Source organism: Phyllobacterium sp. GQ127 (assembly GCF_059758635.1).
The window spans coordinates 82038-104742 of record NZ_JCAXDZ010000007.1 but is presented as its reverse complement, the minus strand read 5'-3'; the positions used below and the strand labels follow the sequence as shown (position 1 = coordinate 104742).

Genomic DNA, 22705 nt, shown 5'->3' with positions numbered 1-22705 from the left:
AGAGAGAAGTGCCGGTGCTTTGTCGAGGTGAACCTTGGCAACTTTGTGCCGAGATGTGGCCAAATGAAAGAAATGGAGCGTTACATTGAAACTATGATGAATAAGATTTTTTACGTTTACGTTAATGTAATTGCTTGCAACAGTATGGCTCTCGCCATAGGAGAGATTGTTGAGTAGCATGGTGTAGGGGAAAGATACCAAGCTAAAAAACTAACTGGGAGGTTAATGTGGCTAAACAGGCGAATCCGGTAACAAAGTCTAAGATTGCGGCGTCCAAGATCGCAACCAAAAAAACGGCACCATCTGCAGCAAAGAAATCCTCCGGAAATGTCAAAGAGGCTGTAGCCAGCGCGCAAGCAATATCCACCAAGAAAGCTGCGGTTGCTGCTAAACCGGCTACGACTGCAAAAATGGCTGCTGCCAACAAAGCAACGGCGAAAGCGCCTGCCTCCCAGAGCTCTGCTGAAAGCAAACCGGTAGCTGCAGCTGTAAAACCAGCCACACCCGCAAAAACGCCAGCTAAAAACATATCCAAAGCACCGGCCACTAAAAAAGAACCAGCTATCACGCCTGCTGCAAAGCCGAAAACTGCCGCAAAAGCAGTGCCAGCCAGCAAAGTGACGGCCAAAGCGCCTGCAGCCAAGAAATCTGCTGAAAGTAAATCGGTAGAACCAGCCACACCCGCAAAAGCCCCGGCAAAAAAGATATCAGCGACGCCCACCACTAAAAAAGAACCAACCACCCCATCTGCTGCGAAGCCGAAAACAGCCAAAAAAGTGGCTACCGCAAGCAAAGCAACGGCCAAAGCGCCTCCACCCAAGACAACAGCTGAGAGCAAACCGGCAGCGGCAACCAATAAGCCGATCATGCCAACGCCAAAAATGTGGGTGAAACACTATCCCGAGGGTGTCCCGGCGGACATTCCGGACCTGCCTCATCAATCGCTCGGCGCATTCTTTGAGGATGCTTTCAAAAAATTCAGCAACAAGTCTGCATTTAATTGCATGGGCAAAAGCATGAGTTATGGGGAGCTCGACAAACACTCCCGCTCCATTGCGGCCTGGCTGCAATCTCGCGGACTGGTCAAAGGCGACCGTGTCGCGATCATGATGCCGAATGTCTTGCAATACCCGATTGTGATCGCCGGTATTTTGCAAGCCGGACTAATCGTTGTTAACGTCAACCCGCTTTATACGCCGCGCGAGCTGGAATACCAGTTGAAGGATAGCGGTGCCAAGGCCATCATTGTTCTCGAAAATTTTGCTGCCACGCTGCAGAAAGTCGTCACCAAAACCTCTGTGCAACATGTCGTTGTTACCGCTATGGGCGACATGATGGGCCTGAAAGGCCATCTGGTAAATCTGGTTGTAAGGCGCGTAAAGAAGATGGTTCCAGCATGGTCATTGCCTGGACACATCCCTTTCAAGACAGCATTGGCAAAGGGCGCTTCCATGTCCCTCAAGCCGGTTGATGTCAAAAGCTCCGACACTGCTTTCCTGCAATATACAGGCGGCACAACCGGCATTTCAAAAGGCGCGACTCTCACCCACAGCAATATTCTTTCCAATATAGAGCAGATGAGTCTGTGGTGTGATGTTGGCTTCAGGGCCAAAGGCAAACCCGACAGCATTGTTTATGTCTGCGCGCTGCCGCTCTATCATATTTTCGCGCTTACCGTGAATGCGATGATCGGTATCAAGCAGGGTGGTCTGAATATTCTTATCCCGAATCCAAGGGATATCCCCGCATTCGTCAAAGTGCTGCAGAAGCACAAATTTCATTTCTTTCCTGGGCTGAGTACCCTCTTCAATGGTCTCATGAACAATGAAGAATTCCGCAAGCTAGACTTCAAGGAACTCAGAATGTCGTTCAGCGGCGGCATGGCCATGCAAAGGCCGGTTGCGGATCGCTGGCAGGAGTTGACCGGCAGCCTGATGATCGAAGGTTACGGGCTTTCCGAAACTTCACCCGTTGCCTCGGCCAATCCGCTTGATGCAAAAGAATTCTCCGGCACAATTGGCATGCCCATGCCATCGACGGATTTTTCCATACGCGATGATGATGGCAAGGAACTGCCCTTGCTGGAAGTTGGCGAAATTTGCATCCGCGGACCGCAGATCATGGCAGGTTATTGGAACCGTCCGGACGAGACCGCCAAGGTCATGACTGCGGATGGATTTTTCCGCTCCGGCGATATGGGTTATATGGACGAGCGTGGCTACACGAAGATCGTCGATCGCAAAAAAGATATGATCCTTGTCTCTGGTTTCAATGTTTATCCGAACGAAATCGAAGAAGTGGCCATGGAACATCCAGGTATTGCCGAGGCTGCTGCCGTAGCAATCGCCAATGAGCATTCCGGTGAAGCCGTGAAGCTTTATATCGTGCGCAAGGACAAGACGTTGACCGAAGAGGCTGTGAAAGCATTCTGCGCCGAACGCCTTACAAATTACAAACGTCCGCGCGTGGTCGAATTCCGGGATGAACTGCCCAAGAGCAATGTCGGCAAGATTTTGCGCCGCGAATTGCGGGACTAAAAACAAAGGGAGGGCCTCTTTTATGCAATTGCGATCGGAAAACCGCAACACGCTTTTCCAGGAATTGCTTCGACCCTCCCTTATTTTATGCGGGCTGCCCTACATCAATTCTGTTGCCGTCCCTGTCTTCAAAAACGAAGGACCTGAGACCATAATCGTGGTCGCGCAGTCCTTTGATGATACGTAGCCCTTCCCGCTGGCAAATTGCGTGAAGAGCATCAGCATCGTCTACTATGATATGCGCCACATTGAACGGTGGTGCGTCATAATCTTTCTGCAAACTTAAGTGCAGCTCGGCACTCTCGCGCTTCAGAATCATAAACCCGACGGGATTTCCGTTTTCGAACGTCTTGGTGAAGCCAAACACCCGCGTATAAAAATCATGTGCGCGGACCATGTCCTTGACCGGAAGCACGGCTGCAATACGCCCGAAGTGAACAGCGTTGGTGGACTTGTCATTCATTTCATAACCTCAAATATCGAAAGCACATTCCATCACTCATGCACAGTGGCGAAGCGATGGCTGTAACTTTCCCAAAAGATCATGAGACGGTGCCCACGCAGTTCCTATAATACGGCAATCTATTACTGGAAAGAGCTTCAGGCCACCTTGTCGCGCACCTGATAATCCTTGATCGCCGCGAAACGGATCGCCTTCCAACGCTCCGCTTCATAGGAAAGCGAGAAGGAATTTTGCGCAAGGAATACTGGATCATTGTCCAGATCATGCGCGATATCGGCGCGATGACCATTGATGAAACGCTGAAGCTCAGCGGGATCATCGGCAGAAATCCAGCGCGCAACAGTAAAGCGTGCTGGCTCAAAGCCTACAGGCAAGGTGTATTCCACCTTTAGACGTTCGGTCAAAACGTCGATCTGCAGGGCGCCGACAACACCAACAATAGCGGGAGAACCATCATCAGGCAGGAAGAGCTGAACCACCCCCTCCTCCGCCATCTGCTGGAGCGCTTCGCGCAGCTTTTTGGCTTTCATTGCATCATCCAGCCGCACGCGACGCAGGATTTCCGGTGCAAAGTTTGGAACACCGCGGAAAAGCAAATCTTCGCCTTCCGTCAGCGTATCGCCAATACGCAATGTGCCATGGTTTGGGATGCCGACTACATCGCCGGCCCATGCCTCATCGGCAATCTGGCGACTACGGGCAAAGAAAAATTGAGGCGCCGAAAGGCCCATCGGCTTACCGGTGCGCACAAGCTTTGCCTTCATGCCACGTGAAAGCTTGCCCGAGCAAACGCGCAGAAACGCGATCCGGTCACGGTGATTGGGATCCATATTGGCTTGAATCTTGAACACGAAACCTGTCATCTTTTCTTCCGTGGCTTCGACCCGGCGCGTATCGGCATCCTGTGCACGGGGGCTCGGACCAAAATCACAGAAGGCTTCAATGAGATCGCGGACGCCGTAATTGCGCAATGCGGATCCAAAGTAAACGGGCGTCATATGGCCTTCGCGAAATGCCTTAAGATCGAATGGGTTGCAGGCATCACGCGCCAGCGTTACTTCGTCGATCCACGCCTGACGCTCATTTTCGGGCAGGAGACCGGCTGCGCCGGAGGATTCCGGTCCATTGACGGGGCGCGGAGTCTCTTCCGAATCCCGCTGGCGAACCGTATTGTTCTGAAGATTATACGTTCCGGCGAAGCTCTTGCCTCGTCCTATCGGCCATGTGATCGGTGCTGTATCCAAGGCGAGCTTCTGCTCAATCTCATCAAGGATCTCATAAGGATCGCGGCTTTCACGGTCCATCTTGTTGATGAAAGTGACAATCGGGATATCGCGCATGCGGCAAACTTCAAAAAGCTTGAGCGTGCGCGCCTCAATACCTTTGGCGGCGTCAATCACCATGACCGCGCTGTCTACCGCCGTGAGGGTACGATAGGTATCGTCGGCAAAGTCTTCGTGACCCGGCGTATCGAGCAGATTGAAAATGCAATCCTTGTATTCGAATGTCATGACGGATGTCACAACAGAAATACCGCGATCGCGCTCGATATTCATCCAGTCCGAGCGCGTTTGGATGCGATCTTTCTTCGCCTTGACCTCACCCGCAAGCTGAATGGCTCCACCAAAAAGCAACAGCTTTTCGGTCAGCGTGGTTTTACCGGCGTCAGGATGCGCGATAATCGCGAATGTACGACGTTTGGAAACAGGATGGTCAGCAGAAGACATAAATCGGCTCAAAACTAAAGGAAAGGTTGGCGCCTTCTATCAGCCCCAGTCTTTCCCGTCGACCTTCAATTCCAATAGGTCAAACGCTTTCCAGCGCAGGCGTGAATTCATCTGCAATCATGAACGGCTCAATGGCAATGCGTTTGGTATCTTTGACAGTCACGAAACTGTTCGGAGGAACCGGCATCCAATTGCCTGCTTCACCGTCAAGAGGCTCAGAAACAACGCATAAACCCGCATTTGGCGAAAGCGTTGCGGTATAAAGGGACGGCGCAAAGCGATCTGTTGCATAGCGGACCGCATAGAGATGCTGTCCATCGGAAAAGGCTGCTGTCAGCCGGATAAAGGCGGGGACGCCGATACGCTCCGCTTCGGCTTTGATTGTATTGACCGTTGCAGCAAGAGACTGCGCGGGATGCTGATCAAGGCCATGTTGCAGCATGAGCAAGAATATCAGTTCGGAATCTGTCGAACCCAGTTTCTGCGCATAAATTGAGTCATCCAGACGAGACTCCAAACCACGTCGCAGCCTGTCAAAATGGCCAATCTGCCCGTTATGCATGAAGCTCCATTTTCCCGAAACGAAAGGATGGCAATTCATACGGCTAGTCACCCCGCCGGTCGATGCCCGAACGTGAGCCAGGAAAAGATGCGACTTGATCTGACGGGAAAGACTCCGCAAGTTCTGATCGGACCATGCGGGGAGAATATCGCGGTAAAGCCCAGGTTCGTCACGCGCACCATACCAGGCCACGCCAAAACCATCACCATTGGTACGCGTTTTGGCCTCGTGCGCATCATGGCTTTGCGCAATCAGCGAATGGCAGGGAGAGGCAATAACATCTTCAAGAAACAGTTCAGGTCCAAGATAGGCAGCCCAACGGCACATGAATCACCCGATTTCGTAACATAATATTATCTGTAACTGCACTTGTGCGAATCGCCAGCACGCTGCTGGGATAATAGCAGATTATGTGCAAACAATGGGCCCAGCGCATCTTGTCAGTTGACGGTGTGCGCTGACTGGTGAAAAAGGTCTCTTCATGTCACAGAAAATCGATTCCGCTCACCCGAAAAACCCTGCACTCGGCCTGGTCCGCCTTGACCACGCCAAGGGGCTGGACCTGCCCGCCTACGAAACATCCGGCTCTGCTGGCATGGACCTTCGAGCTGCTGTTCCGGAAGACAGACCATTGCTGTTGCTTCCGGGAAAACGGGCATTGGTTCCCAGTGGCCTGATCTTCGCAATCCCGGCCGGATATGAGGCGCAAATCAGACCTCGCTCGGGTCTCGCTCTGAAACATGGTATTACCTGCCTCAACACGCCAGGTACGATTGATTCAGATTATCGCGGTGAAGTAAAAGTGATACTGATCAATCTGGGCGATGACGATTTCTACGTCGAGCGAGGCATGCGCATTGCGCAGGTTGTTCTTGCACCGGTTGTGCAGCTCAATGTTGAGGAGCGACAGCATGCCAGCGAAACGTCACGTGGCTCTGGCGGATTTGGCTCGACAGGTACTGCATAGCAATTAGGAGGGTACCATGGATAAAGGCAAAACATTTCGTCTGTTGCATCAAGGGCCAGATGTGTTGCTGATGCCCAATCCATGGGATCCCGGCACTACAAAGTTTCTTGCTTCACTTGGCTTCAAGGCAATGGCGACCAGCAGTGCAGGCTTTGCTTTTTCTCGCGGCCTTGCTGACGGGGCCATAACATTCGATGTCATGATGCAGCACTGCCGCGACCTTGTTGCCGCCACGGATCTTCCTGTATCCGGCGATCTGGAAAAGGGCAAAGGCGACAGCGCGGACAGTGCTGCCGAAACGATCTTTGCAGCGGAAGCTGCAGGGCTGGCAGGTTGTTCAATTGAAGATTTCTCCGGGGATCCCGACAAGCCCGTCTATGAGTTTTCCCATGCCGTCGAAAGGGTTGCCGCAGCCGCTGAGGCAGCCCGTGCTTTGAAGCGCGATTTCGTCTTTACCGCGCGTGCCGAAAACTTCTTGCGGGGACAAAATGATCTGGATGACACGATCAAGCGTCTTCAGGCATTTGAGGAAGCGGGAGCGGATGTCCTTTTCGCCCCGGGTATTTCCGACCTTGAGAGTATCAAAATTCTTTGCGATTCAGTCTCCAAGCCGTTGAGCGTTTTGGCTCCTCCTTCGCTGACAGTTAGCGAGCTGGCGGCGGCCGGCGTGAAGCGGATTTCGCTTGGACCAAGGCTCACGACAGCTGCGTTCAGTGCTATCCACGACGCTGCCCGACAGGTGCTCGACAAGGGTACATTTGAATTCGGCACAACAGGCGTAACATTTGGCAATTTACAACAGCTCTTCTCACAGGGTGCAACCAAGGAAGTCTGAAGTATGGCCCGTCCAGACCTGGTGATTTTCGATTGTGACGGCGTGCTTGTTGATACCGAAACCGTCGGCAATCATCATCTGGTCAAGATGCTTGGGGAAGCCGGTTTTAAAACCAGCTTTTCCGAACTCCGCAAAACCTATACCGGCATGCCGATGCGGGCGGTTCAGGAGAAGGTCGAGGCCTTGGGCTATTCATTAGGCGATGATTTTGTCGAACGTTGGTATCAAGCTATTCCCGTTATTTTCGAGAATGTAGAGGCCATCCCCCATATCGAGAGTGTTATTGCTGCTGTTAAGGACGCGGGGCTTCCCTATTGCGTTGCATCCTCCGCCAATGTGGAGAAAATGCACATCACACTCGGCAAAACCGGGCTGATTGATCATTTCGAAAATGTTCTTTACAGCGCATCAATGGTTGCGCGCGGAAAGCCCTTCCCTGACCTGTTTCTCCATGCTGCTGCCAAGATGGGGTATGATCCGAGCCAGGCTGTCGTGATTGAAGACAGTGTGGCAGGAACGGTGGCCGGGATAGCAGCGGGCATGCGCGTATTTTCCTATTGCGGCGATGAGCATGCCGATCATGAAGGCCTGGCTGCAGCAGGCGGCATACTCTTTGACGACATGCGAAAACTTCCTGCCTTGCTGGAAATCAGCTGATGAATAGTCCCCTGAAAGTGATTGATATGCACACGGGTGGCGAACCTCTGCGTATCATTATTGATGGCTATCCCAAGCTGCCAAAGGGAACCATTCTAAGCAAGCGGGCCTATGTTCGAGATCGGCTCGATCATCTGCGGAAGATATTGATGTTCGAACCACGCGGTCATTTCGATATGTATGGCGCGTTGCTGGTTGATACCGATCTTCCCGATGCCGACCTCGCTGTGCTGTTCATGCACAATGAGGGTTATTCTACCATGTGTGGCCACGCCATCATTGCGCTTGGCCGTTATGCCGTTGACTATGGTCTCGTGGCCAAGGTGGAGCCAGTAACCACCGTTCGCATCGAATGCCCTTGCGGTATGGTCGTCGCTTCCGTGGAAGTTCGTGACGGAAAGTCTGGCAGCGTCTCGTTCGAAAGCGTTCCGGCCTTCCTTTTTGCAAGCGACCAGATCGTCGACGTTCCGGATTTCGGCAAGATCAGTTTTGATGTGGCCTATGGCGGCGCTTTTTATGCTCTCGCCGATTGCCATCAATTCGGCCTCGAATTCGGACGCGACGCCGCCTCTGCATTTAAACATGCTGCCACAGTGCTGACCGAGGCCGTGAAAGAAGCAGTCCCGCTTGATCATCCCGATCACAAGGATTTGGCATTCCTTTACGGTTCGATTTTAACCGATGGTGCCGATGAGTGGAATGAAGCGCCGACGAAAAACGTCTGCATCTTCGCTGACGCACAGCTGGACCGTTCCCCGACAGGATCGGGTGTTACGGCCAGGCTTGCGGCAATGCACGCCAAGGGGCAGATTGTTAAGGGCACAGCCCGGATATTCGAAAGCATTGTCGGCTCGCGCTTTGCGGGTTTTGTTGAGACCACGACGAAGGCGGGGCAGTTTGATGCAATAACCGCGCGTGTTTCCGGGCATGCTTATTACAGCGGTATGGCCGAATTCATCGTTGAAGATGGCGATCCGCTCGGAACTGGATTCCTTATTTCCTGAAGATTCTAAATAGTAAACCATATGGTTGACTATCTTTTATTGCCGTGATACTAAACCACATGGTTGAATTTCATACATCACATCTCGACGCTGTATTTCATGCGCTTTCCGACCCGACACGGCGGGCGATATTGCAGCGACTTACAGCGGGCGAACATTCTGTCAGCGATCTGGCAACGCCCTTTCAGATGTCCCTGGCAGGGGCATCGAAACATATCAAGGTTCTGGAGAGTGCCGGCCTCGTTCGACGGCGCATCGAAGGCAGAACCCATATCTGCCAACTTGAAGCTGCCAAGCTCGCGCAGGCGCAACAATGGTTAAGCACTTATGAGAAATTCTGGACCGCAAGGCTTGATGATCTTGAAGCTATCCTACGCCAGGAAGATGCCGCAGCATCAAAGTCTGCAACCGGGAAAGGAGGAGAATGAAATGAACGAGCACCTTGGAAATAATACCCTCGGCGTCGTCACTGCACCGGGAACCGTTTGTATCAAACGGGTGCTGCCGGGTCCCGTCGAGCGGGTGTGGGCTTATCTGACTGAATCGGACAAGAGGCGTAAATGGCTGGCGAGAGGGCCCATCTCCAGCTTCGTCGGAGGCGATGTGGAACTGACCTTTCACCATTCAGAACTATCGCAAGATCCCGTACCCGAGGAATACAAGAAATATGAGGGTCATACGAATAAGGGGAAAGTGACACGCTATGATCCTCCGCATATCCTCAGTTACACATGGCCTGATGGGCCAAACGAACCTTCGGAGGTGACATTCGAACTTGCCGCCCTGGGGAATGATACGCAACTGACGATTACACATACACGCCTTGCAAGCAGAAATTCCATGGTCAGCGTAGCGGCTGGCTGGCACGTCCATCTCGCGGTGCTGATTGCCCATATGGAAGGGCGGCAGGTCAAGGATTTCTGGGAAAACCACAGTCGTATTGAGCCGGAATACCAGCAGCTCATTGGCAATTGAACAAGCATCTTATGGGAGAGAAAATCATGAGACCTTCTTATGAGGGAAGCCACAATATTGCGATGAAGGTTCCCCCTCATCAGTATGAGGCAACAGTCGCATTCTACAGGGACATCATCGGTTTGGAGCCACTGACGAACCATCTGCCCTATGTGGGCTTTCATTTCGGATCAAATCAGCTTTGGATCGACAAGGCACCCGGTCTCAGCCAGTCCGAGCTTTGGCTGGAAATCGCAGCTGACAATGTCGGCGCTGCCGCCGGAGATCTTGCTGAGGCAGGTGTCGTGCGTTGCGACGAAATCGAAGAATTGCCGGAAGGGCACAAGGATTTCTGGATCACCAGCCCTTGCCAGATCATTCATCATGTGTCGCAAAAGGGCGAAGGCTGGTAGCTAGAGCAAAATTTTCTCTAGCGTTCAAACAGCCTTTCATGCAGCCAGACGGGCTCACCTGTATAAGTGGTTTCCGCGATTTTGCGGAAGCCATTTTTCTCGGCAATCCGGCGCGAAGCGATATTGTCCGGCGAGATGATGCAGCGTGTGCTTGTGGCCTTGAAGAAACCCGTTCCCCAATGAAGCATCTTTTCCAGCGCTTCATTGCCATAACCCTTGCCGTGAATCTCTTGCGATAATACCCATCCCATCTCCGGCCTGTCACCGAAGGGTGGCTCGATTTCTCTGTTGAAATTGGCAAAGCCGACATCGCCAATATAACGACCGGTCGCCTTCTCTTCCAAGGCCCAGAAACCATAGCCAATCGCATGCCACATGCCGATATATTGCAGCAGACGTCCCCATGAGCGCTCGCGCGTGGACGGCTGCCCCGAGATATATTGATAGACTGCGGGCTGGGTCCAAACTTCGTGCAATGCTTCGAAATCATCCTCGCGATGACCACGCAGGATCAACCGTTCGGTTTCAAGAACTGGGACGGAAATTTTGGTCATGCTCAATTCCAATAACTAGAAAACTTTTACCAGAACATCGTTGGCATGACGTTCACTTTCAAGCACAAAATCCACCGTGCCGATCTTTTGAAACAACTTACGTTGGTAAAACCTGTAAGCCGGCAAATTCCGTTGATTCACCATGAGCCATGCCTGGCGATGGTCACGCGATTGACATGCTTCAACGGCGTGATTGAGCAGGGCGCTTCCAATGCCGCAACCAGCGAAATGTTCCTGTACATAAAGCGTCTCTATTTCCGGCTGGCCGATATGACGAATTGGACATTCCGCTTCAAGATAGAGCCGGATATATCCAACCAGGTGATTTTCCACCTCTGCCACGTAGAGCTGTTTTATTCGGCTTTCTATTTCTCCGGCAAAACGTTCAGCAGTAAACTCTGCAAAGACATAACGCGAGAAAACGTCTCGGATACCCGCCTTGGCATATGTGTGCAGCCATACTTGAATGGAGAGCGCGGCGAGATTTTGCGCATCGGAATGCAAAGCTTCGCGAATGACAATCTTCATGCTTCAAGCTGCTGCAGAGCCGTGGCGATCTTCTGAGCAAGACGCTCCGCAACTTCCTCCTTGCTCATGTCCGGCCATTCTTCAACGCCTGTATGGGTCACGATGCGCACGGCATTCCGGTCGCCTCCCATAACGCCCTTGGTGTGACTTACATCATTGGCAACGATCCAATCGGCGCCTTTCTTGTCGAGTTTTTTTTGCGCATTAATCAGCAAATCCTGCGTTTCCGCTGCAAAGCCGACAACCAGCCGCGGGCGCAGTTTACTATGCCCTACTCCTGCCAGAATATCCGGATTTTCCACCATCTGCAGGGCGGGTGCTTTTTCGCCCGGGTGTTTCTTTATCTTTTCATTCGCTTCATTCGCATATCGCCAGTCTGCGACTGCAGCCACCATCACGGCAGCATCCGCAGGCAGAAGCTGCTCGACCGCATCACGCATCTCACGGGCGGATTCCACATGAATCACTGAGACACCTTCGGGATCCGGAATATTGACCGGGCCGGATACCAGCCGCACCGTCGCACCAAGGCGCGCAAGAGCTGCGGCAATTGCATGCCCTTGCTTGCCCGACGAACGGTTGGCGATATAGCGCACCGGGTCGATTGGCTCATGCGTCGGGCCGGACGTCATTATGATAGTCTTCCCGGATAGTGGCTTTGGCGTGCGGTCGAGTAGTTTTTCGATGGCACCAACGATTTCCATCGGTTCCGCCATTCGCCCTGCGCCACTCTCGCCGCTTTCTGCCATTTCGCCCCTGTTGGGGCCGATGAAACGGATGCCATCCTTTTCCAATGTGGCGCGATTGCGCCTGGTCGCAGCGTGATTCCACATCTTCGGGTTCATTGCCGGGGCAATCAGCACAGGCTTGTCCGTCGCCAACAAAACGGCACTGGCAAGATCATTCGCCAGACCATTTGCCATCTTCCCCATAAGATCAGCCGTTGTCGGAGCCACAACAATCAAATCGGCTTCGCGCGACAGGCGGATATGACCGACATCGTGCTCGTCTTCCCTGGAGAAAAGCTCGGTGAATACCTTATCGGCGGCCAGAGCGCCCACGGCCAGAGGCGTTACGAATTCTTCGGCAGCTTTGGTCAATATGGGGCGAATTTTAGCGCCGCGTTCCCGCAGGCGTCTGATAAGATCAAGACACTTATAAGCCGCTATGCCGCCGCCTATGATCAGAAGAATACGCCGCCCCGCAAGCGATCCTGAAGCGGTTGAAAGAGCATGTGGCAAAGTCGCTGGAGTTGACGGCTCATTGTCAAGTTCACCAAGAACAAGCCGGACTTCTTCTTCCATTGAGCGCCCATTCAAGGCCGCGCGAAGTCGCAATCTTTCCTTGGTAGCGTCATCCAGATTTCGGATCGTTATGCTGGCCATTTGATTGCACTCCACAAGAGAACGATTGCAAATGTGCAATCATTGCAATCAACTTAGCGCAAATTCTGTCACGATAAAAGCTCGTAGGTTATAATGACGAAGCAAATTGCAATCACCCAGAGGGCAATTCGGCCTGATCGTGTGTGCCGCGCTTCGGCCTTGCCGATGGCATGGGCCGTCTGATCATCAAACCGCAAACCCTTTTCAGCCATGCGATCCAGTTCAAGCGACAACCTGTCAGCACGTGCTACCAGATCAGGCGCTTGACGCGCCAGATGCAGCAGCGACATCACACCCTCACGCGCGTCAACAAGAATACCTTGCGGACCCAAATTACGTTTGATCCAGTCGCCAACGACAGGCTCGGACGCTTTCCACATGTTGAAATGCGGGTCGAGCGTACGTGACACACCCTCGACAACAACCATGGTCTTCTGCAACATGACCAGTTCAGGACGGGTTTCCATGTCAAAGAGTTCCGTCACCTCAAACAGCAATGTCAGCAGCTTTGCCATTGAGATGGTTTCAGCCGGCTGGCCATGAATGGGCTCGCCTATCGCACGGATCGCTTGGGCAAAGCTTGCAACATCATGATGATGTGGCACGTAGCCAGCCTCGAAATGCACTTCTGCTACACGCACATAATCGCGCGTAATAAAGCCATAGAGTATCTCGGCAAGGAAGCGGCGCTCCTTCTTCCCGAGCCGGCCGGTAATACCGAAATCCACAGCAACGATGTTGCCGTCAGCATCGACAAACAGATTACCCGGATGCATGTCCGCATGGAAAAACCCATCACGCAGTGTATGACGCAGGAATGACTGGATCAGAGTTTCGGCGAGCTTGATGAGATTGTGGCCAGCGGCGCGCAACCCTTCAATGTCCGACATTTTGACACCGTCGATCCACTCAAGCGTCAGCACGTCGCGCCCTGTACGCTCCCAATCGACTGCTGGCACCCGGAAGCCCGGATCATCTTTCGTGTTTTCACCAATTTCTGAAAGAGCCGCGGCCTCAAGGCGCAAATCCATTTCAATACGTGTCGTCTGCGCCAAGGTGCGCGTTACTTCGATGGGCCGCAAACGGCGGCTTGCCGGAACGTAACGTTCCTGCCAGCGGGCAACCAGAAAGAAGCTCTCAAGATCATTGTTAAAACGTTGCCGAACACCTGGACGCACAACCTTGACGGCAACCTTTTTGCTTCCTTCACTGGTTTTCACATAAGCGGGATGCACTTGGGCAATAGACGCCGCAGCAATGGGTGGCTCAACATTGACAAAGAGATCGTCGACCGAGCGGCCCAACGATCCCTCAATCGCTTTGATCGAGGCCTCCATCGGAAAGTAGTCGAGCTGGTCCTGCAACAGGGCCAGATCATCGGCGACCTCAGTCCCGACGACATCGGGGCGGGTTGCCAGGAACTGGCCCAATTTTACGTAGGATGGCCCAAGCTTGTTGATGGCCCGGGACATGCGCTCCGAGCGGCGCGCCGTCAGCGCACGGCGGCGAGCGAGAAGGCCTGCAATCTTGTGCCCAAACGCGGGAATACCGCTCAAACCATCAGCGGGAAGTGCGGCTATTACGCCCTCACGGGTCAATATCCACCCGGCTCGCATCAAGCGAAATGTTGCTGCAAAACTACTCATTCAGAAATCACAACTTCCAGCCGGAATGCAGCGCCGCAATGCCGCCGGTGAAATTGCGCCAGCTCACTCGCTCAAACCCGGCTTTGCGGATCATGTCAGCAAAATCCGACTGTCGCGGAAACTTGCGAATGGACTCCACCAAATACTGATAGCTGTCGGCATCACCTGTTACGGCCTTGCCGATCTTTGGAATGGCATTGAAGGACCAGGCATCATAAAGCTTGTCCAGAACAGGCAGTTCAACTTCGGAAAACTCAAGGCAAAGGAAGCGCCCGCCTGGTTTTAACACGCGATATGCTTCAGACAGGGCGCGATCTATATGCGGGACATTTCGAATGCCGAATGCGATTGTATAGGCATCGAACCTGTTGCTTTCAAACGGAAGCTCTTCCGCATTGGCTTCAACGAATTCGGTATTTTCGGCGAGGCCTTTTTTGGCAGCTCGGTCTTGACCAACCCCAAGCATGGAGCCGTTAATATCCAATACCGTCGCATGCGCATTGCGCCCGGATGCCTCCACAATCTTGAACGCAACATCTCCCGTGCCACCAGCGACGTCCAGCACCTTCCAATTTGCGGTTTTCGACGGGGACAGCCATGCAATCATCGAGTCTTTCCAGACCCGATGAAGACCGCCTGACATAAGGTCGTTCATGACATCGTAGCGCTTGGCTACCCTATGAAAGACGTCATTGACCCGGGTCTGTTTTTCGCCGTCGCTCACATCCTGAAAGCCGAAGGATGTTTCCATGCCACCCTGTGCACCGGTGCGTTGCTGGTTCATTTTCTTACCTGCCTGTATAATTCGCCGGAACCATAGAATATTGAGACGCAGAAGACCATCGCCTGTTGCGCGACAAAACTGTGCGTCTCCAGCACACACGCTTTGCGGTCACGCTCATCAACAGATAAGGTCGGGCAAGTTCAGTTTAAAGGAATCCCCATGGGCGTGACCATCGTTTCCCACCCGCTTGTTCAGCACAAGCTAACTATCATGCGCGACAAGGACACCTCCACCGCCGGATTTCGACGGTTGCTGAAGGAAATATCCCTGCTGCTTTGCTACGAAGTAACCCGCGATCTGCAACTGACAAATATCACGATACAGACCCCGCTGGTGGAAATGGAGTCGCCGGTCATAGAAGGCAAGAAGCTGGTCTTTGCATCGATCCTGCGGGCAGGCAATGGTTTGCTTGAGGGCATGCTGGATCTTGTGCCTGCGGCACGCGTTGCACATATCGGACTATACCGCGATCACGATACGTTGCAGCCAGTTGAATATTATTTCAAGGCACCGGAAGATATTGTCAACCGCCTCATCATTGTCGTTGACCCCATGCTTGCAACGGCCAATTCGGCAATTGTCGCAATTCAGAAATTGAAAGATCGCGGCGCCAGCAATATCCGCTTCCTTTGCCTGTTAGCGGCGCCAGAAGGAATCAAGCGCTTTACCGAAGCCCATCCGGATGTGCCGGTTTTTACGGCTGCCATAGACAGCCACCTCAATGAAAAAGGCTATATCGTTCCGGGGCTCGGCGATGCTGGCGACCGCATGTACGGCACGAAGTAATTACGCGCCAATGCGGCGCAGGACCGGGTTGACTGTTCGGGGCTTGCGATCCGTAAAACCATAAGCTTTTTCGATAGCAAGCGCCGCAGTCTTCGCATCATCCTGCGTGCGGGCATGGACCCGCGCAATTGGCTCACCCTTCTCCATTTTAGCACCGATGGGTTGTAGCGCTGTGATCCCGACAGCGTGGTCAACGGGGTCTTGCGGTCTGATACGGCCACCACCCAGCGCCACGACTGTGATGCCAATGGCACGGGTATCAATGGATGCAACATAACTGGCAACAGGCGCACTTACTTCGACTGTGATGGGCGCTCTCGGCAGATAATGATCGAGCTTTTCGATAAAGTCGCTCGGCCCGCCTAGACCAGCAACCATGCGTCCGAACACTTCTGCAGCCTTGCCGCTGTTGAGTGCTTCCCGCGTCTTGTCTATTGCGGCCTTCAGATTTGGCGCAAGCCGTGCAGATAAGAGCATTTCTCCAACGAGTGCCAGTGTGACACTTTCCAATCGGGTATCGCGACGATCACCCGTCAGGAAATCAACAGCATTTTTGACTTCAACCGCATTACCAGCGGCCAAAGCAAGCGGCTCATTCATGTCAGTCAAAAGCGCTGTCGTTGGCAGGCCTGCGCCGTTTGCCACCTCGACTATACTGGTTGCCAAGGCCACCGCGTCGCGGTTTCGGGCCATAAACGCACCATTGCCGGATTTCACGTCAAGGACGAGCGCATTCAACCCTGCAGAAAGTTTCTTCGATAGTATCGAAGCCGTTATCAGCGGAATGGATTCCACCGTCGCTGTAACGTCCCGGATGGAATAAAGCCGCTTGTCTGCCGGTGCAAGATTGGCGGTCTGGCCAATAATGGCGCACCCGACTTCCCGCACAACTTTCCGGAACAGAGTGTTATCCGGCTGGCTGATGTAACCGGGGATCGAATCCATCTTGTCCAACGTCCCGCCCGTATGACCGAGACCTCTTCCCGATATCATCGGGACATAGGCGCCGCAGGCAACTGCGAGTGGCGCCAACATCAAGGACACATTGTCCCCAACGCCGCCTGTTGAATGCTTGTCAACAACGGGGCCGGGTAAATCCGACCAATCCAGCACATCCCCTGAATCGCGCATGGCGAGGGTGAGTGCCACTGCCTCCTCGCGTTTCATGCCGTTGAAAAAAACAGCCATGGCGAAGGCCGCAACCTGACCATCGGTAATGGAACCTGCGCTCATGGCATTGACGAAGGCGGTGATATTGGCTGCACTCAGTGTCGCGCCGTCGCGCTTGCGGCGGATAATTTCTTGCGGCAGCTCCATTGGCTAACCTATTTCCTGAATAAGAGAGCGGATGATCTTCTGCAAACGCGCACCACCCTGCGGAGCAACATCCTTGGTCTCTTCATGCGACAGTTCCGCCCCGGTCATTCCAGCACCGAAATTTGTGATGACTGAACAGGCCGCCACGCGCAATCCATAAAACCGCGCGAGAATGACCTCCGGCACTGTCGACATGCCCACAGCATCTGCACCAAGAGTCCTTGCCATACGAATCTCTGCAGGCGTTTCGAATGATGGTCCCGAGAACCACATATAAACACCTTGCGCCAATTTCTCGCCAACCTCACCGGCAGCAATGATCAGGGCATCTTTCAATTGCTGGTCATAGGCTGTTGTCATGCCGACAAAACGTTTGTCAGACGGCTCACCTATCAGCGGATTCAGCCCGGAATAATTGATATGGTCATCAATCAGCATCACGCTGCCCGGTGCCAGATCATGGCGAACCGATCCCGCTGCATTTGTGAGGATCAGCGTCTCAATACCAATCTCAACCAGCGCCGCAATGACTGGACGCATGACCGATGCGTCGCCCTTTTCATAGTAATGCGCACGTCCAGCCAGCATCAGGACCGGCTTGCCCGAAAGGTAGCCGGCAACCACCTGACCCGCATGGCCCGAGACGCCACTGTGCGGGAAACCGGGCAAATCCGAATAGGGAATATGGATCGCATTCTCGACAGCATCAACCAGCGATCCGAGGCCGGAGCCGAGCACCAAAGCAATACGAGGGGCAAGACCGTTCAGTTTTTGAATGAGCGTGGTCGTGGCTGGCGAAATCATGCAGCACCTTTACCGAGCACTTCCGCCTCAAAACCGAAGGGGAATATTTCTTTCATCGTCAGGGTTTGAATGATCCCGTCATTGTCGCAAAGATGGAGCAGCGTATCGGGGCCCGCAAACTCCGCCAAGCGCTGGCGGCACCCGCCACAGGGTGTGCACTTTGCCTTCTTCTCGGCGACGACAGCGATCTCGGTAATCGTGCCTCCACCACCCATCACAAAATGCGAAAGCGCAGTTGTTTCGGCGCACCAGCCTTCCGGATAGGAAACCACTTCAATATTGCACCCCGAATAGATACGCCCGTCACTGGTACGCAGTGCGGCGCCCACCGGAAATTGCGAATAAGGCGAATGGGTTTTCTGCATGGCGGCGAATGCCGCGTCAAATAAGTCCGTACTCATAGCTATCTTTCCTTGACATAGGCAACACCGCCAGCTTTTGGCGGAATTGCCTTGCCGATGAATCCGGCAAGCAGAATTATCGTAAGAATATAGGGCAGCGCCTGCATGAGTTGCACCGGCACCTCACCGATCAACGGCAGAGTCTGGCCCTGAAGACGGATGCCCAAAGCGTCGAGGAACCCGAATAGGAGGCAGGCATACATTGCCTGGACTGGACGCCATTTTGCAAAAATCAAAGCGGCAAGGGCAATATAGCCTTTGCCTGCGGTCATATCCTTCACGAAGCCAGCGCCTTGCGCTGTGGCGAGATAGGCACCGGCAACACCACACAGAATTCCGCAGCAAATGACCGCGCGATAGCGCAGCCACGGAACTGAAATACCCGCTGTGTCAACGGCCGCCGGATTTTCACCCACAGCGCGCAAACGCAGGCCAAAACGTGTGCGATAAAGCACCCACCATGTCAAAGGCACCAGCAGGAAGGCCAAATAAACGAGGATGGAATGACCTGAAATCAACTCAAAATAGATCGGGCCGATGATCGGGACATCACGCAAAGCTTCGGCTCCGGGCAAATTGATAGCATTGAAGCGCGCCGTATTCGGCAAGGATGGCGTGCGCCCGCCCTGGTGAAACCATGCCTGTCCAAGGATGACCGTCGTTCCCGCCGCAATGAAATTTATCGCAACGCCGGAGACAATCTGATTTCCCCTGTGGGTGATGGAGGCAAAGCCGTGCACGAGGCCTAAAGCCACCGACACGGCAATGGCCGCTAAAAGGCCAAGTCCAGCAGAGCCGTACCATGTAGCAACAGCGCCCGCTGCAAAAGCACCGGCAAGCATTTTGCCTTCAAGGCCGATGTCGAAGATGCCAGCACGTTCGGAATAGAGTCCTGCCAGACAGGCGAGCAGCAAGGGAGCCGACAGGCGGATCGTCGAATCGAACAATTGCAGGATGGTGATGAAGCTTTCCATTACTGGCCACCTCCAGCAATAACGGGCGCTGTCTGGTCTTTTTTAAATGAAAAGCCATGGAAAATGCGCTGCAAGGTTGGCCGAAACATGTGTTCGAGTGCTCCAGCGAAAAGAATGACCAGACCTTGAATAATCACGATCATGTCGCGTGAAATATTTGGCATATCGAAAGCGATTTCAGCGCCGCCCTGATAGAGCATACCGAAAAGGATTGCCGCCAGCACAATACCGACCGGATGGGAACGACCCATGAGCGCAACGGCAATGCCTACGAAACCAGCCCCCGCAACAAAATCAAGCTGCAGGCGGTGCTGCGCTCCCATGATCGGATTGAGTGCCATCATACCCGCCAAGGCGCCTGAAATCATCATGGCGATGATGATGATACGCATCTCGCTTATGCCGGCATATCGAGCCGCCTTCGGGCTAAAGCCCATTGTGCGGATTTCATATCCAAGCTTTGTCCGCCAGATCAGTACCCACACCAGAAACGCTGCAATGAGGGATACGAGAAAACTGAGATTGAGTGGTGCGGAACGCATGTTGAGACCCACAGCGTTCAACAACCATCCAAGGCTTGGCAATTGCCCACCCTCTCCAAAAACACGCGTTTCCGGCGATTGGATGTTCATTGGCTTGAGAATTTGCACCACGATATAGACCATGATGCTGGCCGCTATGAAGTTGAACATGATGGTGGTAATAACAACATGCGAACCACGGCGCGCTTGTAGCCACGCGGGAATGAGCGCCCACAAGGCACCGGCTATGCCGGAAGCCACAATTGCCAATGGAAAGACGATCCACCATGGCAGGGTATCGCCGAGGCCAAGACCGACGAAAGCAACGCCGAGACCACCAATATAGGCTTGGCCCTCGCCGCCAATATTGAAGAGGCCGCAGTGGAAGGCAACTGCAACGCAAAGCCCGGTAAAGATGAAATTGGTTGCGTAGTAGAGCGTATATCCAACGCCGTCGCCTGTGCCAAAAGCACCCTTAACCATAAGAACCGCAGCTTCGATCGGGCTTTCACCAACGAGCAAGACGACAAGACCTGCCACGAAGAAGGCGACGATGAGATTGATCAGCGGCAGAAGTCCATAATCTGCCCAAGCGGGTAGTTTTGCAAAAGGCTGGCTCATGGCAGGTTTCCGATAATTTCTGTCGAGGTCGTGATCCGGGCATATTCGCCTTCAAGCACAGAGAGCGCTAAGGCATGCACGTCTTCGGCGACCCATTTTTTGCCCCGGTAGTCTTTGCGATCAATGCTCGCGACAGCATCTTCCGGAACAATCACCTCGAAACCGAGATTGGCAGCCATTCGAACCGTCGCATCAACGGAATTTTCCAGAAGCACGCCCGTGACCACCAGGCTGCGCGCTTGCAATTCATCGAGAACATCCATCAAATCAGTACCAATGAACGCATTGTTCGTGCGTTTGTCGATGACCGGCTCGCCCATCTGCGGGGCAACCTCATCTTTAAATTCATTGCCGTGGGTGCCGGGGCGGTACGGCGATGCAGGATCGGTTGAATCATGGCGGATGTGGATGACGGGCAAACGGCGTTCACGCCAAGCGCCGAGTAATTCACCTATACGCGCCTCTGCTTCAGGCTGGCCTCGACGCCCCCATTTGGGATCATCAATAGCGTTCTGGACATCTATAATAATGAGCGCTTGCGTTGTCATTCAGCGGCCTCCAGCTGCTCTACGCCGGCCATGAGGCAGCCGAGTTCCCCTTCATCTGCTTCAGCATCCCGCTCTCCAACGATGCGGCCGGCGAACATAACGAGGATACGATCCGACAAAGAACGGATTTCGTCGAGTTCCACGGAAACAAGCAGGACCGCCTTGCCCGCATCACGCATTTGAATAATCCGCTTGTGAATGAACTCGATTGCACCAACATCCACGCCGCGTGTCGGCTGGCCGATAATAAGGACGCCGGGGTCGCGTTCGATCTCTCGCGCAAGGACAATTTTCTGCTGATTGCCCCCGGAGAAATTTGCGGTCTTGAGATTGGGGTCACCCGGACGAATATCGTATTTCTCTATTTTCTTGCGTGCATCTGCTTTGATCGCATCAATATCAAGGAACGGTCCTTTGAGATAAAGTGGATCATCGTGATATCCCAGGATCGAATTTTCATATTCCTCGAATGCGAGGACGAGCCCCATATGGTGGCGGTCCTCTGGCACATGCGCTAATCCGCGATCGCGCAACTCACCCGGATCGGCAGCACCTGTAATATCGATAAGCTGTCCGTCAAGGAGAACGCGGCCTGATACTGCAGCGCGAATTCCGGCAATTGTTTCAATCAACTGTGACTGTCCATTGCCAGCCACCCCAGCGATGCCGACGATCTCACCCGCCCGCACAGTGAACGAGGCATTGTCGACCATGACCACGCCACGACTATCGCGCACAGTCAGATTTTCCACCGATAGTTTCACTTCGCCAGGCTGTGCCTCGCCCTTCTGGACACGCAACAAAACACGCCGTCCCACCATGAGTTCAGCTAGTTCTTCCACCGAAGTTTCGCTGGTTTTTCTTGTCGCTACTACTGCACCTTGGCGCATGACGGATACGTTGTCCGTTGCGGCCATGATTTCGCGTAATTTATGCGTGATCAGGATAATGGTCTTGCCCTGATCCCTCAATTGCTCGAGAATCCGGAAAAGATGGTCTGCTTCGGGCGGCGTGAGAACGCCGGTCGGTTCATCAAGAACGAGAATTTCGGCACCGCGATAGAGTGCCTTGAGAATCTCTACGCGTTGCTGCAGCCCAACAGGCAACTCTTCAATCAGGGCATCGGGATCCACATCGAGTTCATATTCCTGCTCGAGACGCTTCAATTCAGCACGGGCTTTGGCAATACCGTTCTTCAGAAGCGGTGCGCCCTCCACACCGAGCATCACATTTTCAAGGACGGTGAAATTTTCAACAAGCATGAAATGCTGATGCACCATACCAATGCCCATTCCGATTGCAGCATTCGGATCGGTGATCTTGGTCGTTTTTCCATTGATGCGAATTTCGCCGCTGTCCGCCTGATAAAATCCATAAAGAATGGACATCAGGGTCGATTTTCCGGCACCGTTTTCACCGATGATGCCGTGAATCGTCCCTTTCTCAATTGTCAGATGAATATCGCGATTTGCGTGGACGGAGCCGAAACGTTTGTCCACGCCAATAAGTTCGATTGCAGCTGCGCTCATATCCCCATCCGCTGTTGATCAGCTCTTGTTGTTTTTCGAAGCTTACGACCCTAACACGGGAATTTTTTCTTTCCAGTCAAGAAAAGCAACATTCAACAGCCGCTATCATCTCTTCATACCTTGACGCAATGGCTATCAACTTGTTCAAATATCAAAACGCGGGACAGAAAAAGAAGCAACGGAGACGG

At 53.3% G+C, this 22705-nt stretch carries 25 protein-coding genes; 9 read left to right on the top strand and 16 right to left on the bottom strand.

Annotated elements, in window-relative coordinates; translation table 11 throughout:
• Window positions 1–202: 202 nt before the first annotated feature.
• On the bottom strand, window positions 203–868 hold the full coding sequence (locus tag AC6CHM_RS20890; protein WP_498174583.1) for a hypothetical protein: 666 nt from the start codon (window positions 866–868) through the stop codon (window positions 203–205).
• Between AC6CHM_RS20890 and AC6CHM_RS20885 the strand changes: the two genes are divergently transcribed.
• Window positions 867–2537, top strand: a complete 1671-nt coding sequence (locus tag AC6CHM_RS20885; protein WP_498174581.1) for a long-chain-fatty-acid--CoA ligase — start codon at window positions 867–869, stop codon at window positions 2535–2537. The two genes, AC6CHM_RS20890 and AC6CHM_RS20885, sit on opposite strands and share 2 nt — an antisense overlap.
• A gap of 85 nt (window positions 2538–2622) precedes the next feature.
• Here AC6CHM_RS20885 and AC6CHM_RS20880 read toward each other — a convergent pair whose 3' ends face one another.
• From AC6CHM_RS20880 to AC6CHM_RS20870, 3 genes are all read right to left on the bottom strand, one after another.
• On the bottom strand, window positions 2623–3000 hold the full coding sequence (locus tag AC6CHM_RS20880; RefSeq protein ID WP_336440454.1) for a VOC family protein: 378 nt from the start codon (window positions 2998–3000) through the stop codon (window positions 2623–2625).
• Window positions 3001–3137: 137 nt separating this feature from the next.
• On the bottom strand, window positions 3138–4727 hold the full coding sequence (locus AC6CHM_RS20875) for a peptide chain release factor 3 (protein ID WP_115054744.1): 1590 nt from the start codon (window positions 4725–4727) through the stop codon (window positions 3138–3140).
• Window positions 4728–4806: 79 nt separating this feature from the next.
• Complete coding sequence (locus AC6CHM_RS20870; RefSeq protein WP_307282061.1) at window positions 4807–5616, bottom strand: class II glutamine amidotransferase; 810 nt, start codon at window positions 5614–5616, stop codon at window positions 4807–4809.
• 154 nt (window positions 5617–5770) lie between these two features.
• Here AC6CHM_RS20870 and dut point away from each other — a divergent pair, with 154 nt between their 5' ends.
• The 7 genes from dut to AC6CHM_RS20835 are packed head-to-tail and all read left to right on the top strand — an operon-like array spanning window position 5771 to window position 10119.
• Window positions 5771–6256 carry a dUTP diphosphatase gene (gene dut / locus AC6CHM_RS20865; RefSeq protein ID WP_498174578.1) on the top strand — a complete coding sequence of 162 codons (486 nt, stop codon included), beginning with the start codon at window positions 5771–5773 and terminating at the stop codon, window positions 6254–6256.
• A 16-nt stretch (window positions 6257–6272) separates the two neighbouring features.
• On the top strand, window positions 6273–7091 hold the full coding sequence (locus tag AC6CHM_RS20860; protein WP_115054741.1) for an isocitrate lyase/phosphoenolpyruvate mutase family protein: 819 nt from the start codon (window positions 6273–6275) through the stop codon (window positions 7089–7091).
• 3 nt (window positions 7092–7094) lie between these two features.
• The gene (locus AC6CHM_RS20855; protein ID WP_440807761.1) at window positions 7095–7748 is read left to right on the top strand and encodes an HAD family hydrolase; all 654 of its coding nucleotides are present in this window, start codon (window positions 7095–7097) and stop codon (window positions 7746–7748) included.
• Window positions 7748–8752 (top strand): proline racemase family protein, encoded by a 1005-nt coding sequence (locus AC6CHM_RS20850; protein WP_440807764.1) that lies wholly within the window; start codon window positions 7748–7750, stop codon window positions 8750–8752. The genes AC6CHM_RS20855 and AC6CHM_RS20850 overlap by 1 nt, the downstream gene beginning before the upstream one ends.
• Window positions 8753–8811: 59 nt before the next feature.
• A complete protein-coding gene (locus AC6CHM_RS20845) occupies window positions 8812–9180 on the top strand; it encodes an ArsR/SmtB family transcription factor (protein WP_115054738.1) in 369 nt (122 codons plus the stop codon).
• Between the two features lies 1 nt (window position 9181).
• The gene (locus AC6CHM_RS20840; protein ID WP_115054737.1) at window positions 9182–9727 is read left to right on the top strand and encodes an SRPBCC domain-containing protein; all 546 of its coding nucleotides are present in this window, start codon (window positions 9182–9184) and stop codon (window positions 9725–9727) included.
• Between the two features lie 26 nt (window positions 9728–9753).
• Window positions 9754–10119, top strand: a complete 366-nt coding sequence (locus AC6CHM_RS20835; RefSeq protein ID WP_498174574.1) for a VOC family protein — start codon at window positions 9754–9756, stop codon at window positions 10117–10119.
• A 17-nt stretch (window positions 10120–10136) separates the two neighbouring features.
• On the opposite strand, the gene AC6CHM_RS20830 is transcribed toward AC6CHM_RS20835, so the two are convergent.
• From AC6CHM_RS20830 to ubiE, 5 genes are all read right to left on the bottom strand, one after another.
• Window positions 10137–10673 (bottom strand): GNAT family N-acetyltransferase, encoded by a 537-nt coding sequence (locus AC6CHM_RS20830; protein ID WP_498174572.1) that lies wholly within the window; start codon window positions 10671–10673, stop codon window positions 10137–10139.
• Window positions 10674–10688: 15 nt separating this feature from the next.
• Complete coding sequence (locus tag AC6CHM_RS20825) at window positions 10689–11201, bottom strand: GNAT family N-acetyltransferase (protein ID WP_498174570.1); 513 nt, start codon at window positions 11199–11201, stop codon at window positions 10689–10691.
• Window positions 11198–12586 carry a bifunctional phosphopantothenoylcysteine decarboxylase/phosphopantothenate--cysteine ligase CoaBC gene (gene coaBC, locus AC6CHM_RS20820; protein WP_498174568.1) on the bottom strand — a complete coding sequence of 463 codons (1389 nt, stop codon included), beginning with the start codon at window positions 12584–12586 and terminating at the stop codon, window positions 11198–11200. The genes AC6CHM_RS20825 and coaBC overlap by 4 nt, the downstream gene beginning before the upstream one ends.
• 68 nt (window positions 12587–12654) lie before the next feature.
• Window positions 12655–14232, bottom strand: coding sequence for a 2-polyprenylphenol 6-hydroxylase (gene ubiB / locus AC6CHM_RS20815; RefSeq protein WP_354342841.1), 1578 nt, complete (start codon window positions 14230–14232; stop codon window positions 12655–12657).
• A gap of 7 nt (window positions 14233–14239) precedes the next feature.
• Window positions 14240–15016 (bottom strand): bifunctional demethylmenaquinone methyltransferase/2-methoxy-6-polyprenyl-1,4-benzoquinol methylase UbiE, encoded by a 777-nt coding sequence (gene ubiE / locus AC6CHM_RS20810; RefSeq protein ID WP_115054731.1) that lies wholly within the window; start codon window positions 15014–15016, stop codon window positions 14240–14242.
• 159 nt (window positions 15017–15175) lie between these two features.
• Here ubiE and upp point away from each other — a divergent pair, with 159 nt between their 5' ends.
• A complete protein-coding gene (gene upp, locus AC6CHM_RS20805) occupies window positions 15176–15802 on the top strand; it encodes a uracil phosphoribosyltransferase (protein ID WP_115054730.1) in 627 nt (208 codons plus the stop codon).
• Here upp and deoA read toward each other — a convergent pair whose 3' ends face one another.
• The 7 genes from deoA to AC6CHM_RS20770 are packed head-to-tail and all read right to left on the bottom strand — an operon-like array spanning window position 15803 to window position 22517.
• Window positions 15803–17119 (bottom strand): thymidine phosphorylase, encoded by a 1317-nt coding sequence (gene deoA / locus AC6CHM_RS20800; protein WP_498174565.1) that lies wholly within the window; start codon window positions 17117–17119, stop codon window positions 15803–15805.
• 3 nt (window positions 17120–17122) lie between these two features.
• Window positions 17123–17923, bottom strand: coding sequence for a purine-nucleoside phosphorylase (locus AC6CHM_RS20795; RefSeq protein ID WP_336440463.1), 801 nt, complete (start codon window positions 17921–17923; stop codon window positions 17123–17125).
• Window positions 17920–18324 (bottom strand): cytidine deaminase, encoded by a 405-nt coding sequence (locus AC6CHM_RS20790; protein ID WP_115054727.1) that lies wholly within the window; start codon window positions 18322–18324, stop codon window positions 17920–17922. The genes AC6CHM_RS20795 and AC6CHM_RS20790 overlap by 4 nt, the downstream gene beginning before the upstream one ends.
• A 2-nt stretch (window positions 18325–18326) precedes the next feature.
• A complete protein-coding gene (locus AC6CHM_RS20785; protein ID WP_336440464.1) occupies window positions 18327–19298 on the bottom strand; it encodes an ABC transporter permease in 972 nt (323 codons plus the stop codon).
• Entirely contained in the window at window positions 19298–20440 is a 1143-nt protein-coding gene (locus AC6CHM_RS20780; RefSeq protein ID WP_498174561.1) for an ABC transporter permease, read from the bottom strand. The genes AC6CHM_RS20785 and AC6CHM_RS20780 overlap by 1 nt, the downstream gene beginning before the upstream one ends.
• The gene (locus AC6CHM_RS20775) at window positions 20437–20988 is read right to left on the bottom strand and encodes a cysteine hydrolase family protein (RefSeq protein WP_115054724.1); all 552 of its coding nucleotides are present in this window, start codon (window positions 20986–20988) and stop codon (window positions 20437–20439) included. Before AC6CHM_RS20775 ends, AC6CHM_RS20780 begins: the two co-directional genes overlap by 4 nt.
• Window positions 20985–22517 (bottom strand): ABC transporter ATP-binding protein, encoded by a 1533-nt coding sequence (locus tag AC6CHM_RS20770; protein ID WP_307282014.1) that lies wholly within the window; start codon window positions 22515–22517, stop codon window positions 20985–20987. The genes AC6CHM_RS20775 and AC6CHM_RS20770 overlap by 4 nt, the downstream gene beginning before the upstream one ends.
• Window positions 22518–22705: the final 188 nt, after the last annotated feature.